The organism is Bacillus sp. FSL E2-0195, from assembly GCF_038003645.1.
GTDB classification, from domain to species: domain Bacteria; phylum Bacillota; class Bacilli; order Bacillales; family Bacillaceae_G; genus Bacillus_A; species Bacillus_A mycoides.
This window is the reverse complement of sequence record NZ_JBBOPN010000001.1, coordinates 4194301-4208470: the sequence shown is the minus strand read 5'-3', so window position 1 is coordinate 4208470 and position 14170 is coordinate 4194301. Positions and strand designations below refer to the sequence as shown.

The window sequence follows — 14170 nt, the reverse complement described above, 5'->3', positions numbered from 1 at the left end:
TTTTGAGAAAAATTGGCATTATTGGTGGCACGTTTGATCCACCTCATAATGGGCATTTGTTAATTGCAAATGAAGTGTATCATGCTTTAGGGTTGGAAGAGGTATGGTTTTTGCCGAATCAAGTTCCACCGCACAAGCAAGGACGTAACATTACGAGTGTGAAAAGTCGATTAAATATGCTGCAAATAGCGATTGAGGAAGAAGCATACTTTTCAATTTGTTTAGAAGAGCTAGACAGAGAAGGCCCATCTTATACGTACGATACTATGGTACAATTAACGGAGAAGTATCCGGATGTGCAGTTTCACTTTATTATTGGCGGAGACATGGTTGAGTATTTGCCGAAGTGGTATAACATTGAAAAGTTACTTAAGCTTGTGACTTTCGTTGGAGTTGCAAGACCAGGTTATACATTACATACGCCTTATGATATCGTAAAAGTGGAAATTCCGGAGTTTGCAGTTTCTTCTTCTCTGTTACGTGAGAGATATATGACGAAGAAAACGTGCAAATATTTACTCCCCGAAAAAGTACAGGTATATATCGAGAGGAATGGGTTGTATGAATCGTGAGGAAGCACTTAGTATTGTCAAACAACAAATGCATGAAAAACGTTATATACACACGGTTGGTGTAATGGAAACAGCGATTGAACTTGCCCGATTATATGGTGTAGATGAGAAAAAGGCAGAGACGGCTGCTATATTTCACGATTATGCAAAATGTAGAGCGATTCCAGAAATGGAAGAGATTATTAAGGGAGAAGCTTTGCCAAAGGATCTACTGCACTATAACAAAGAGTTATGGCATGCACCTGTTGGGGCATACTTAGTAGAAAAAGAAGTAGGCATTACTGATCCTGAAATTCTACAAGCTATTACATATCATACAAGTGGTCATGAAAAAATGACAATGTTAGATAAAGTTATTTATGTAGCAGATTACATTGAACCAGGACGTAAGTTTCCTGGTGTGGAAGAAGCGAGGAAACTCGCATATAAAGATATAAATCAAGCTTTACTGTTTGCTTTAAAGCGAACAATTCAATTTTTAATGGAAAAAGATCAAACGATTTATCCATTAACATTCCAAACATACAATGAAGTTATCAAGGAGGAAATTAATAAATGAAAGATAAAGAGTTATTAGTATTAGCGGCAAAAGCAGCTGATGATAAAAGAGCAGAAGATATGGTTGTACTAAATATGCAAGGTATTTCACCGATTGCAGACTATTTTATTATTTGTCACGGAAATTCAGACAAGCAAGTACAAGCAATTGCACGTGAAATTAAAGCGAAGGCACATGAGTTCGAAATTAACGTACAACGTATGGAAGGCTTTGATGAAGCGCGTTGGGTTTTAGTAGACCTTGGTGATGTGGTTGCTCATGTATTCCATAAAGATGAGCGTAATCACTATAATTTAGAGCGTCTATGGGGCGATGTGCCGCGTGAAGATATTGCAGATGAGCTAGATCAATGAAATACGAACAATTTGCTTTGCTGTATGACGAACTGATGAATGATGTCCCTTATGATAAATGGGTGGAATTCACAGAGGAAAGTTTACAACAGGCATCTATGAAAGAGGCAAGAATCCTTGACGTAGCATGTGGAACTGGTAACGTAACACTTCCGCTTGTGCGAAAAGGTTATGACTTAATTGGTGTAGATCTTTCGGAAGAAATGTTAACTGTCGCGCAGCAAAAATTGGGGGGAGAAGGCTATTTTATTCCTTTTTACCAACAAGACATGAGAGAACTCGATGTTCCTGGTGAATTTGATTGTGTGACAATCTTTTGTGACTCATTAAATTATGTATTGCAAGAAGATGGAGTGCAAGAAACATTTAGAAGAGTTTTCCACCATTTACGTCAGGATGGCTTGTTTTTATTCGATGTACACTCTTTATATAAAATACATCACGTATTTCAAAATGAAACATATACAGTGAACGGCGAAGAAATATCACTTATTTGGAACTGCTTCCCTGGAGAAGAATCAGATAGTGTGGAACATGATTTGACATTCTTTGTACAAGATTCAGAAGAAGATGTGTATCATCGTTTTGACGAATGTCACGTGCAACGTGCGTATTCAGTTGAAGTGTTAACAAAATGGCTTGAAGAAGCTGGGTTTACAGTGCTTCGCGTCACAGGTGACTTTGAACGAATTGAAGTGACAGAACAAACAGAGCGCATCTTTTTTATGGCGAAGAAGAATGGATAAAAGAAAAGCAACCGATAAGGTTGCTTTTGTTTTATAGAAAAGATGTAGTTTTAGTTCTAGAAAAATAAAAAGATGATATGTGTAAAGTGTAAAAATGCTAGTTTTAGTGAAAATGTAGTATGAAAAAGATAAGTATTAATAAAAAGGGTTTGGGATTACGATGGCGTATTTATTATGTGTGTTTATTGAATTGCTGCTCAACGCATTTTAAATCTTCATCAAATTTCTCATGTGTCCGTTCGATTAATTTATGAAACATATCCCCAACGTGCTCTTCTAAAATACGAATACCTTCTCCTGTAACACCGCCTTTAACGCATACCTTTTCTTGTAAAGTAGGTAATGTGAAAATTTCTTTTTCAAGTAATTTCCCCATTCCAATGACCATTTCACTTACTAAAGTAGTGGCTTCTTCATGTGTAATATTTGTTTTATCTACAGCAGCGTTAATGAAGCATTGTAATAAATAACTAAAAAAAGCAGGGCCGCAGCTTGCTATATCAGATGAAACGCGCGTTATATCTTCTTCTATAACAAGGGGAGTAGAAATGTTTTTGAATAGACGAAGTAGTTTTTGTTGCCATTCTAGAGAGCAGCTATTTCCAAATGTAAATAGTGATGCGCCGGATAAGGCGCGGTTTGTGATGCTTGGAATGATACGAGCGACGTGGCAAGGTATAAGTGTTTCTAATTGTGATGGAGATATGGGGCTTGTGATAGAAACTAAGCAATCTTCGTCTGAAAAATGGTCAGCGTATTTTTGTAGAATAGGGTATATATCTATCGGTTTTACGCAAATGAAAATAAGCTGGGATTGTTCGATTACCTCTTGGATTGTTTTGGCTATATGAACAGAAGGGTATTTTTCTTTTATATGATATGCTTTGGCAGGCGTCCGATTAATAATAGTAAGGCACGAAGGTTTGACAGCACGGGTTTCTAAAAATGCATCGATTAGTATACTCCCCATGTTCCCTGTCCCTATAATTCCTATGTTCAATGTTTCATCCCTCCTTCGTAACAGCTTTCTCCTAAACAATATGAATGATGTTATAAATTTATGATTAGAGGTGTAAAATGATGTGGGATTTTCCGAAAAAATGGTTGGGATTAGTGGTTATTATTGGCACTTTGATTTTTCTTTTTTTCTGGAAAACGAATCAGCAAACAGAGCGATCGCTCGTTACAACGGAAGTTCAAGTGAAAGATGTGGAGAAAAAAAGTAAACCGAAAGTATTGGATGCAAAGGAGCAGAAAAAAATAATTATAATTGATGTGAAAGGGGCGGTTTTTAAAGAGGGTGTGTATGAAATGAAGGAAGGGGACCGGGTGAAGGAGGCGGTTGAAAAAGCTGGTGGTTTGTTGCCGGATGCAGATGTGAAAAAAGTGAATTTGGCGCAAATGGTCCAAGACCAAATGCTTCTTTATGTTCCTAACAAGAATGAGCCAGTGCAAGAAGGGGCTACTTTTTCAAAAAGCGAGGGTAAAGTGCAAATAAATACAGCTTCTAAAGAGCAACTTGAAAAAATAACAGGCATTGGTTCTCGGAAAGCGGAAAGTATTTTGAAATATCGAGAAGAACATGGTCTGTTTCAGAAAATAGAAGATTTATTAGAAATTGATGGGATTGGTGCGAAGTCTTTAGAGAAAATAAAAGATCAAATTATTATTCCATAAAAGATTGACGAAGTTTTTCTTTTTTCGCTACACTACAAGTAGACAAAAAAGAAGGTGAAAAATATGGAACGAATTTCATGGGATCAATATTTTATGACGCAAAGCCATCTACTATCTTTACGTAGTACATGTACAAGGCTTGCGGTAGGAGCGACAATCGTTCGTGATAAACGAATTATTGCTGGTGGATATAACGGTTCAATTAAAGGTGGTGTGCATTGTATAGACGATGGTTGCTATGTCATTGATAATCATTGCGTTCGTACAATTCATGCTGAAATGAATGCTTTATTGCAATGTGCGAAATTTGGTGCAAAAACAGAGGAAGCGGAAATTTATGTCACACATTTTCCTTGTTTGCAGTGCTGTAAGGCGATTATTCAAAGTGGTGTTACAGCGGTTTATTATGCACAGGACTATAAAAATCATCCGTATGCCGTAGAGTTATTTGAACAAGCGAGTGTAACAGTAAAGCACGTTCCGCTAGAATACGATATTACATCGCTAGAGGAACAAGAGCGTCATTTACAGCTAAAGGAATTATTCGCAGCTTTAGAAAAAGATAATTTATCAATGGAAGAATTACAGCGTGTATTCACTAAAGCGAAAATGATGCTATAAGGAGTGAGTATGAGTTGAATGGGCAATGGGGCTATGTTGCAATCTCGTTTATAATTGGGATTGCAATTACCTTTTCCGCATCGCATTTGTTGGCTGCTTGTTGTTTCGTTTGTTATGTTTTATTTTGTTTGTATCGTACTTCGCGTAAAACCTTCATATTTTGTATAATAGCGTGTTTTAGTGGCGTTATGTACACCACGTATGTTCAGAGTCTAAATAAGCCGCTAGGGGAGTCCTATGAAGTTACACGAGGGGTCGTGCAAAATACACCTCTAATTAATGGGGATCGTCTCTCTTTTCAAATTGAAGATCAGAATAAAAACTTAGTGCAGTTAAATTATAAAATACAATCTGCTTCGGAAAAGAAGCAGTTGCAACAATTACATGTAGGTATATCGTGTACATTTAAAGGGGAGGTGAAAGAACCACAAACTGCCCGGAATTTTCATGTTTTTGATTATCGTAATTATTTATATCAGCAAAAAATACATTTTATATTTGATGTGACATACATTTCTGAATGTCACAAAACATCGTTGTCACTCGTGCAATGGATTTTCCTTCTCAGGCAACAAACAATCTCGAAAGTTACAGAAATGTTCCCGGAACAATCAGGTGCATTTATGAACGCATTATTATTTGGAGATCGACAACAAATGACGTTTGAAGTAGAAGAGCAATATCAACAATTTGGTCTTATACATTTGTTAGCAATTTCAGGATCGCATATCGTACTATTAATGGTTATAATGTATTTTGTTTTGCTAAGAAGTGGTGTGACGAAAGAGACAGCAACAGTATGCCTTATAGTTTGCATTCCTCTGTATATGATCATAGCTGGGGCGTCGCCATCTGTTGTGAGGGCTTCTATAACAGGAGTTTTATTATTGGTAGCTTTCATGTGCTCTGTTCGCTTATCTAGTCTAGACGCCTTAAGTATAACAGCTATATGTATGCTTATATACGATCCGTATCTTATTTTCAACATTGGATTTCAATTCTCATTTGTAGGTAGTTTTTCTTTACTACTATCTGCGCCGATATTATTAGGGCGTAGTAATGGGATAGTTCGAAATTCTATTTACATTTCTATAATTTCACAGCTCGCTAGTACCCCCATCTTGTTATATCATTTTGGTTATTTTTCTCCTTATAGCATTTTCCTCAATCTTATATATGTTCCTTTTCTATCCATTATTGTATTGCCGTGTAGCATCATTATTCTTATATGTATGCCGGTTATTCCATTTTTCGCAAAAGGAATTGCATATGTACTTTCACTATGTTTAACCATTTCTAATGATTTTCTAAGTTACTGTGAAAGTTTCCCTTTCATCCGACTTACTTTTGGTCAAACTACTTTATTTCTTGTGGCTATATATTGTTTTAGTATCGTTAGTATATTTGTGATTTGGGAAAGGGTAATAACGAAAAAAAATTTGTGCATAGTTGTGGGTGTGTTTCTTTTTATTAGTACTTGTCATTATGTATATCCATATTTTCGCGAAAGTGGGAGTGTTACATTTCTTGATGTTGGACAGGGAGATGCGATATTAATTCGTCTTCCATACGATAAAGAGGTTTATCTTATTGATACAGGAGGAGCCCTTCCTGTCAAGAAGGAAGCGTGGCAACAGAAAAAGCATGAATTTTCTGTTGGGCATGATATTCTTGTTCCTTTTTTACAAAAAGAAGGTATAAAAACGATTGATAAATTAATTGTAACGCACGGAGATGCGGATCATATAGGTGCTGCGCTGGATTTGCTGTCATCTATTATTGTAAAAGAAGTTGTATTTGGGAGAAAGGAACAAGATGCTGTATTGGAAAAAGTGGTGAAGAAAAAGGCGTTAGAAAAGAGCATGAAGATAAGTGTAGTAGGAGAAGGGGAAGGTTGGAGGGTAAATGAAGCGGAATTTTTCGTATTAGCTCCAAAGGGGAAAGAAAAGGGAGAAAATGACTCTTCGATTGTACTATGGGCCAGACTAGGGGGACTAACATGGCTATTTACGGGTGATCTAGAAGAAGAAGGAGAAAAGTTTATAGTATCAACATATCCTGATTTGCGGGCTAATATTTTAAAAGTTGCCCACCATGGGAGTAAAACATCGTCTACAGATCCATTTTTAAGCCTTGTACAGCCTGCTGTAGCGATTATTTCTGTGGGGGAGCGTAATAGGTATGGGCACCCGCATAAGGAAGTTATAGAGCGTTTTAAGAAGATGGGTATTGATATATGGCGTACGGATAAGCAAGGTGCTATTTCCTATGTTTTTAATGGAGAAAAAGGAACCTTTCAAAGTAAAATCACATATGATGAAACACATAGAAGATGAAAAAAAGAAGACTGCCGTTAAGCAGCAGCCTTTAAGAACCGATGAATTTAATAACAGTTGCAATAATGAAAAGTGTTGCGAAAAAACCAAATGAGACGATAAATCCTACCCCTGAATCAATAGCGTCATTGCGTTTACTTTGAACGTTTTGTTCAAAATCATTCATTTAGAATCCCTCCCCAACATTCCATTTTAGTATAAAATATTGTCAGAAAAAAATCTACAATTTCCATATGAAGTGAAATAGAGTATTTGTATACTTTTTCTAGTTAGTTAAGTAGCGTGAATTTTTCATTTCCAATCATGTTAACAGTTGGCACTTATACTAAGATTATTATTGTAAATAATAAAGGGAAGGTGATTACCGCACACCAATAAGAAATCCGGGGCTTATTGCGTGGCGTTTTATATAAATAAAGGGGCGGGTTATAAAGACCGTCCCTTTGTACTTGTAAAACAAAAGCTAGGGCATTAGTATAAATATATATTGCTAAGTTAGGGAGTAGGAAAAAATATGAGTGATATACATAAGAAGATTAAAAAGAAACAGTTCGCTCCGTTGTATGTACTGTATGGAACGGAAGCTTATTTTATAAATGAAACGATAAAGCTTATTACAACGGAAGCGCTTGAAGAGGAAGATCGAGAGTTTAATGTTGTGACATACGATTTGGAAGAAGCGTATTTAGAAGATGTAGTTGAGGATGCGCATACGCTTCCTTTTTTTGGAGAGCGTAAAGTTATATTAATAAAATCACCACTATTTTTAACGGCACAAAAAGAAAAATTAGAACAAAATATAAAAATTTTAGAAGAATATATTGGGGAGCCATCTCCTTTTTCTATTCTTGTTTTTGTTGCGCCTTATGAAAAATTAGACGAACGAAAAAAAATTACAAAACTATTAAAGAAAACAGCGGATGTAATAGAAGCAAATGCGATGCAAGTGCAGGATGTTCAGAAGTGGATTGTTTCTCGTGCGGATGAGGTGCATGTGCATATTGATAATGCAGCTGTTAGTTTATTGTTAGAGCTTGTGGGAAGTAATGTAACAATGTTGGCGAAGGAAATGGACAAGTTAACGTTATACGTCGGTATGGGCGGAGAAATTACGCCAAAACTTGTCACGGAACTTGTGCCGAAATCTGTTGAGCAAAACGTGTTTGCTTTAACAGAAAAAGTGGTGAAAAAAGATATCGCTGGTGCGATGCAAATTTTAGACGGATTATTTACACAGCAGGAAGAACCGATTAAACTGCTCGCTTTATTAGTAAGTCAGTTCCGCTTGCTGCATCAAGTGAAAGAGTTGCAACAGCGTGGTTACGGACAAAATCAAATCGCGTCCCATATTGGTGTACATCCGTACCGGGTAAAGTTGGCGATGAATCAAACGAAGTTTTTCTCTTTTGAAGAATTAAAAAAAGTTATTATAGAATTGGCGGAAGCTGATTATAGTATGAAGACTGGAAAGATGGATAAGAAACTTGTGCTTGAGTTTTTCTTAATGCGGTTAAATCATATGTAGTGACACAAAAAAGTTCACGTACTTAGTACGTGAACTTTTTTAAACGCCTTACGCGTTTACTTGTTTCGCTAAGCGAGATTTTTGACGAGCTGCAGCGTTTTGGTGGATAAGACCTTTACGAGCTGCTTTGTCAAGTTTTTTAGAAGCAGTTTTGAAAGCTTCTTTAGCATTTTCAAGATCGTTATTAGTAACTAAAGTTTCTACAGTTTTAACAGCAGTACGCATGTCAGACTTGATAGAAGCGTTATGTGAACGACGCTCTTCGCTAAGTTTAGCGCGTTTGATAGCAGATTTGATGTTTGCCATACTTTTCACCTCCCTGGTGCAATCGAATGACTCGATTCTTACATAGAACAAGTGATATTTTATCAAACGGTGAAGAGAATTGCAATAGTATATCAATGAAATTTCACGTAAAGGAAAGAATGACCTAATATAACTTGGGGAAATCTAACGATATTTACTATGAATTACGGAGGAGATACGATGAAAGAACCATTAGATTTAAGTAAATATAGTGTTAGAACTGACCTTGCTGTAGAGGCGCACCAAATGCTACAAGAGCGCCAAGAAGAACAAAAAGGGATACAGGGAGTTATTGTAAAAGAGAGGGAAGAAGAGGGAGTTACAATTACAAAAGTAACTATTGATGAAATTGCATCTGAGTCGATGGGGAAAAAACCTGGAAGTTATTTAACTCTTGAGGTGCAAGGTATACGACAACAAGATACGGAACTTCAGCAAAAGGTAGAGCGTATTTTTGCAAAAGAATTTTCTTATTTCTTAGAAGAGGTTGGAGTTTCAAAAGAAGCGAGTTGTTTAATCGTAGGTCTTGGGAATTGGAATGTAACGCCGGATGCACTCGGACCGATAGTTGTAGAGAACGTATTGGTGACGAGACATTTGTTTAAATTGCAGCCTGAAAGTGTGGAAGAGGGGTTTAGACCTGTTAGTGCCATTCGTCCAGGGGTAATGGGAATTACAGGGATTGAAACGAGCGATGTCATTTACGGAATTATTGAGAAGACAAAACCAGACTTTGTCATCGCAATTGATGCATTAGCTGCGCGTTCTATTGAACGAGTAAATAGTACGATACAAATTTCTGATACAGGAATTCATCCAGGATCTGGTGTTGGGAATAAGCGTAAGGAACTAAGTAAAGAAACATTAGGTATTCCTGTTATTGCAATTGGTGTGCCAACTGTGGTAGATGCTGTTTCGATTACGAGTGATACAATTGATTTTATTTTGAAACATTTTGGCCGGGAACTGAAAGAAGGAAACAAACCGTCACGCTCTTTATTGCCAGCAGGTTTTACATTTGGAGAAAAGAAAAAATTAACAGAAGAAGATATGCCAGATGAAAAGAGTCGAAATATGTTTTTAGGAGCTATTGGTACGTTAGAAGAAGAAGAAAAGAGAAAGTTAATTTATGAAGTGTTATCTCCTCTTGGTCATAATTTAATGGTAACTCCAAAAGAAGTAGATGCGTTTATTGAGGATATGGCAAATGTAATAGCCAGTGGTTTAAATGCAGCGCTGCATCATCAGATTGATCAGGATAATACAGGGGCATATACACATTGATGGAAAGAGGCAGAAATAGCTTGAGTCAATTTACGCTGTTATGTATATGCGGTACAGTCTTATGTTTGCTTATGATGATAGCTGGAGTGGGACTCGCTAATCATGGTCTAAAAAGTATGAAGGGATATCGTCAGCTGTCATATGAACAAATTGCTCATATGACAGGAACAGAAGGCGCTGGGGCTGAATCGGAAATTTCGGGAGAGACGTTTTCGGCTATTGAAAAACAAAAACAGTTAGAAAGCTTAAGAAGTTTTAATGTTGTAGAAGGTATCGGTATGGCGATAGCAAGTGTTGCTCGTGATATGACAAAGTTTGGAACGGATATAGTTGTTGGGGCAATAAAAGGAATTTTTAGTTAAGGGTAGCGGGAAGGATGGTTGTCTTATGTTTGTAAGAGAGCTGTCTTTTAATTTGAAAAAGGTTTGTCTCTTATGGTTTGTTCGCATAAGATATAGATAGAGTGATTTGTATTGTAAGCAGCACGAGTTTTCATTGAATCTTTGCTGCTCTATTGATATAATCAGTGCTAGTGTATATTGGCGAGACTATTAGGAGTTGAGAACATAGATGAATAAAGAAGAAAGAGCAAAAAGACAGTCCAAAATTCGTAACTTCTCCATCATTGCTCACATTGACCACGGGAAATCAACGTTGGCAGACCGTATTTTGGAGAAAACAAACGCGTTGGCACAGCGCGAAATGAAGGCGCAATTGCTTGACTCTATGGAGTTGGAGCGTGAGCGTGGTATTACAATTAAATTAAATGCAGTACAACTAACGTATAAAGCGAAAGACGGTGAAGAGTATATTCTTCACTTAATCGATACTCCAGGACACGTCGACTTTACGTACGAAGTATCTCGTAGTTTAGCGGCTTGTGAAGGTGCAATTCTTGTAGTGGATGCAGCGCAAGGAATTGAGGCGCAAACATTAGCGAACGTATATTTAGCGCTTGATAATAATTTAGAAATTTTACCAGTTATTAATAAAATCGACTTACCAAGTGCAGACCCAGAACGCGTACGTCAAGAGGTAGAAGATGTAATTGGTTTAGATGCATCGGAAGCTGTACTTGCTTCAGCGAAAGCTGGCATTGGTATTGAAGAAATTTTAGAACAAATCGTTGAAAAGGTACCAGCTCCAACAGGTGATTCAGAAGAGCCGTTACAATGTATGATTTTCGATTCTTTATATGATCCGTACCGTGGTGTAATTGCATATATCCGTGTTGTAAATGGAACGGTAAAAGTTGGCGATAAAGTACGTATGATGGCAACTGGAAAAGAATTTGAAGTAACAGAAGTAGGTGTGTTTACACCGAAAACGACGCAACGTGACGAGTTAACAGTAGGTGATGTAGGTTTCTTGGCAGCATCTATTAAAAATGTAGGTGATACACGCGTAGGTGATACGATCACACATGCGAAACGTCCGGCTGCAGAGCCGTTAAAAGGGTATCGAAAATTAAACCCAATGGTATTCTGTGGTTTATATCCAATCGATTCTGCACGTTATAACGACTTACGTGATGCGTTAGAAAAACTAGAATTGAATGATTCTGCTCTTGAATTTGAGCCTGAAACATCTCAAGCTTTAGGTTTTGGTTTCCGTTGTGGTTTCTTAGGGCTTCTTCACATGGAGATTATTCAAGAACGTATTGAACGTGAATTCAAGATTGACTTAATTACAACAGCGCCAAGTGTTATTTATAAAGTGTATTTAACAAACGGTGAAGATTTTATTGTTGATAATCCATCTAATATGCCAGATCCACAGACTATCGATCGTGTAGAAGAGCCGTTTGTGAAGGCTGCAATTATGGTTCCGAATGACTATGTTGGAGCTGTAATGGAAATTTGCCAAGGGAAACGTGGAACGTTTATTGATATGCAATATTTAGATGAAACACGTGTTACATTGACATATGAAATCCCGTTATCAGAAATCGTATATGATTTCTTCGATCAATTGAAATCAAATACGAAAGGATATGCATCATTTGACTACGAGTTAATTGGTTATAAACCATCTAAACTTGTGAAAATGGATATTCTTTTAAATAATGAACAAGTGGATGCTTTATCATTTATTGTACATCGTGATTCAGCGTATGACCGTGGTAAAGTAATTGTAGAGAAATTAAAGAAATTAATTCCAAGACAACAGTTTGAAGTGCCAATTCAGGCGACTATCGGAAATAAAGTTGTATCTCGTTCTACAATTAAGGCGATGCGTAAAAACGTACTTGCAAAATGTTACGGTGGTGACATTTCTCGTAAGCGTAAACTTCTTGATAAGCAAAAAGAAGGTAAAAAACGTATGAAGTCTGTTGGTTCTGTAGAAGTGCCGCAAGAAGCATTCATGGCTGTACTGAAAATGGATGATAACTAATGGAGTGAACTATAATTAGTGGGGATTTTTCTATTCTTCGCTAATTATTAGCCCGCACCAATCGTGATAAAAGTAGAAGCCGTTCGTTCGGCTTCTTTTTTATATGCTACTTTTTAGACATCTTAGCATCTCTCATTTACAATAGTGAGAGAGCTTTTTAGTGATTGATATAGAGTTAGGAGACTATTAATGTCCGAAAATATTCGAAAAGATATTCGAGAGAAAATACAAAAAGGTAATTTTAATTGCGAAAAGGAACTGACGCTTTCTATAATTAGTGGGAAGTGGAAAGTTGTGATATTGTGGCACTTAGGTGTGGAAGGTCCGCATCGTTTTAGTGAATTGCAACGTCTGTTCCCGAGCATTTCTCATAAAGTGTTGTCAAATCAATTGAAAGAGTTAATGGAGGACGGGATTGTTGATCGAACGGTATACCCGGAAATTCCTCCGCGTGTTGAGTACTATATGACGGAATTAGGTATGTCGCTTTTACCGATCGTTGAAATGATGTATGATTGGGGAAAAATGCGAATGGAACAAATCCGTAATACAGTAGAGAAGTAAAGAATCCTCCGGAGTGCGGAGGTTTTCTTTTTAGAAAGGTAGGAGTTATATTTGGTACAAGCTGCATATATTCATATTCCATTTTGTCAGCATATTTGTCACTATTGTGATTTTAATAAAGTATTTATTGAACGCCAACCGGTTGATCAATACTTACAATATTTAGAGAAAGAAATAATAAATACGGTTCAAAAAGTACCGTTTGAAAGTATGAAAACGATTTTTGTTGGCGGAGGAACTCCGACAGCTTTAAATATGGAGCAAACAAAAAAACTACTCGACATCATTAACCGTCGTTTGCGTCCATTTGCGCCGAATTGTGAATTAACATTTGAAGCGAATCCAGGTGATTTACCGAAAGAGAAGTTGAACGTATTGCTAGAAGGTGGAGTAAACCGAATTAGTTTTGGTGTGCAAACGTTTCGTGATGAGCTACTTGAGAAGATTGGACGCAGGCATACGAGAGAAGATGCATTCGTAGCAATTCGAGAAGCGCAGGAAGTTGGTTTTACAAATATTAATGTAGATTTAATTTATGCTCTGCCAGGACAGACGATAGAAGATGTAAAGGAAACATTAGACATTGCCTTTACGCTTGGTGTACAACATTTCTCGGCATATTCCTTAATTGTGGAACCGAAAACCGTATTTTATAACTTAATGAATAAAGGGAAATTAAGACTTCCAGGTGAAGACCATGAAGCGAAAATGTACGAAATGGTAATGGATGAAATGGAGAAACATGGTTATAACCAGTATGAGATTAGTAACTTCTCAAAAGGTAATAATGAAAGTAGACATAATCTCACATACTGGAATAATGAAGAGTATTATGGATTTGGAGCTGGAGCGCATAGCTATGTGAACGGGGAACGAATTCAAAATGTAGGTCCGCTCAAGCAATATTTCACTAAAATTGATGAGACAGGATTTCCATATTTAGATGTTCATCCAGTGACAGAGAAAGAAAAAATGGAAGAAGAGTTGTTCTTAGGACTTCGAAAAACAAAAGGTGTTTCTAAGTTAGAATTCCAAAAGAAATTTAATGTGGAGATGGACCATGTTTTTGCAAAGCAGTTACAAAGTAATCAAGAACAAGGATTACTTGAAAACAGAGATGGACATGTTTGTTTAACGAGGAAAGGGAAACTATTAGGGAATGAAGTATTCCAGTCATTTTTGATTGATTAATTAAATGTGCCATAAGCGTGAAAAATTTTTGTTATTTCGTGA

The 14170-nt window shown here is 36.8% G+C and carries 16 protein-coding genes; 13 read left to right on the top strand and 3 right to left on the bottom strand.

The features are described 5' to 3' along the window. The first annotated feature begins 2 nt into the window (after positions 1 to 2). From MHH59_RS21700 to MHH59_RS21685, 4 genes are read left to right on the top strand one after another with little or no spacing between them, the layout of a single operon-like run. Entirely contained in the window at positions 3 to 572 is a 570-nt protein-coding gene (locus MHH59_RS21700) for a nicotinate-nucleotide adenylyltransferase (RefSeq protein ID WP_002015218.1), read from the top strand. Further along, positions 562 to 1131 (top strand): bis(5'-nucleosyl)-tetraphosphatase (symmetrical) YqeK, encoded by a 570-nt coding sequence (yqeK, locus tag MHH59_RS21695; RefSeq protein ID WP_002129163.1) that lies wholly within the window; start codon positions 562 to 564, stop codon positions 1129 to 1131. The genes MHH59_RS21700 and yqeK overlap by 11 nt, the downstream gene beginning before the upstream one ends. Continuing rightward, positions 1128 to 1484, top strand: coding sequence for a ribosome silencing factor (gene rsfS / locus MHH59_RS21690; protein WP_000653209.1), 357 nt, complete (start codon positions 1128 to 1130; stop codon positions 1482 to 1484). Before yqeK ends, rsfS begins: the two co-directional genes overlap by 4 nt. Beyond that, positions 1481 to 2230 (top strand): class I SAM-dependent DNA methyltransferase, encoded by a 750-nt coding sequence (locus MHH59_RS21685; RefSeq protein ID WP_002088700.1) that lies wholly within the window; start codon positions 1481 to 1483, stop codon positions 2228 to 2230. Before rsfS ends, MHH59_RS21685 begins: the two co-directional genes overlap by 4 nt. A 172-nt stretch (positions 2231 to 2402) precedes the next feature. On the opposite strand, the gene comER is transcribed toward MHH59_RS21685, so the two are convergent. Further along, complete coding sequence (gene comER, locus MHH59_RS21680) at positions 2403 to 3230, bottom strand: late competence protein ComER (RefSeq protein ID WP_033731293.1); 828 nt, start codon at positions 3228 to 3230, stop codon at positions 2403 to 2405. A 77-nt stretch (positions 3231 to 3307) separates the two neighbouring features. Between comER and MHH59_RS21675 the strand changes: the two genes are divergently transcribed. The 3 genes from MHH59_RS21675 (at position 3308) to MHH59_RS21665 (ending at position 6864) form a co-directional block, all read left to right on the top strand. After that, complete coding sequence (locus MHH59_RS21675) at positions 3308 to 3907, top strand: helix-hairpin-helix domain-containing protein (RefSeq protein ID WP_002015211.1); 600 nt, start codon at positions 3308 to 3310, stop codon at positions 3905 to 3907. Positions 3908 to 3970: 63 nt separating this feature from the next. Further along, positions 3971 to 4528 (top strand): ComE operon protein 2, encoded by a 558-nt coding sequence (locus MHH59_RS21670; RefSeq protein WP_002088698.1) that lies wholly within the window; start codon positions 3971 to 3973, stop codon positions 4526 to 4528. A gap of 14 nt (positions 4529 to 4542) precedes the next feature. Continuing rightward, complete coding sequence (locus MHH59_RS21665; protein WP_340852308.1) at positions 4543 to 6864, top strand: DNA internalization-related competence protein ComEC/Rec2; 2322 nt, start codon at positions 4543 to 4545, stop codon at positions 6862 to 6864. A gap of 31 nt (positions 6865 to 6895) precedes the next feature. Here MHH59_RS21665 and MHH59_RS21660 read toward each other — a convergent pair whose 3' ends face one another. Continuing rightward, complete coding sequence (locus tag MHH59_RS21660) at positions 6896 to 7030, bottom strand: YqzM family protein (RefSeq protein ID WP_000997609.1); 135 nt, start codon at positions 7028 to 7030, stop codon at positions 6896 to 6898. Between the two features lie 348 nt (positions 7031 to 7378). Between MHH59_RS21660 and holA the strand changes: the two genes are divergently transcribed. Beyond that, entirely contained in the window at positions 7379 to 8389 is a 1011-nt protein-coding gene (holA, locus tag MHH59_RS21655; protein WP_002034073.1) for a DNA polymerase III subunit delta, read from the top strand. Positions 8390 to 8437: 48 nt separating this feature from the next. On the opposite strand, the gene rpsT is transcribed toward holA, so the two are convergent. After that, positions 8438 to 8695, bottom strand: coding sequence for a 30S ribosomal protein S20 (gene rpsT, locus MHH59_RS21650; protein WP_002088694.1), 258 nt, complete (start codon positions 8693 to 8695; stop codon positions 8438 to 8440). Between the two features lie 180 nt (positions 8696 to 8875). Here rpsT and gpr point away from each other — a divergent pair, with 180 nt between their 5' ends. The 5 genes from gpr to hemW all read left to right on the top strand — a co-directional run bounded on the left by gpr (position 8876) and on the right by hemW (position 14128). Continuing rightward, positions 8876 to 9979, top strand: coding sequence for a GPR endopeptidase (gene gpr, locus MHH59_RS21645; protein ID WP_002088693.1), 1104 nt, complete (start codon positions 8876 to 8878; stop codon positions 9977 to 9979). After that, positions 9979 to 10341 carry a DUF3679 domain-containing protein gene (locus MHH59_RS21640; protein ID WP_063607626.1) on the top strand — a complete coding sequence of 121 codons (363 nt, stop codon included), beginning with the start codon at positions 9979 to 9981 and terminating at the stop codon, positions 10339 to 10341. The genes gpr and MHH59_RS21640 overlap by 1 nt, the downstream gene beginning before the upstream one ends. A 208-nt stretch (positions 10342 to 10549) precedes the next feature. Further along, on the top strand, positions 10550 to 12373 hold the full coding sequence (gene lepA / locus MHH59_RS21635; RefSeq protein ID WP_002015204.1) for an elongation factor 4: 1824 nt from the start codon (positions 10550 to 10552) through the stop codon (positions 12371 to 12373). A 189-nt stretch (positions 12374 to 12562) separates the two neighbouring features. After that, on the top strand, positions 12563 to 12937 hold the full coding sequence (locus MHH59_RS21630; protein WP_002015203.1) for a winged helix-turn-helix transcriptional regulator: 375 nt from the start codon (positions 12563 to 12565) through the stop codon (positions 12935 to 12937). 51 nt (positions 12938 to 12988) lie between these two features. Next, entirely contained in the window at positions 12989 to 14128 is a 1140-nt protein-coding gene (gene hemW, locus MHH59_RS21625; protein ID WP_002015202.1) for a radical SAM family heme chaperone HemW, read from the top strand. Positions 14129 to 14170 lie beyond the last annotated feature (42 nt).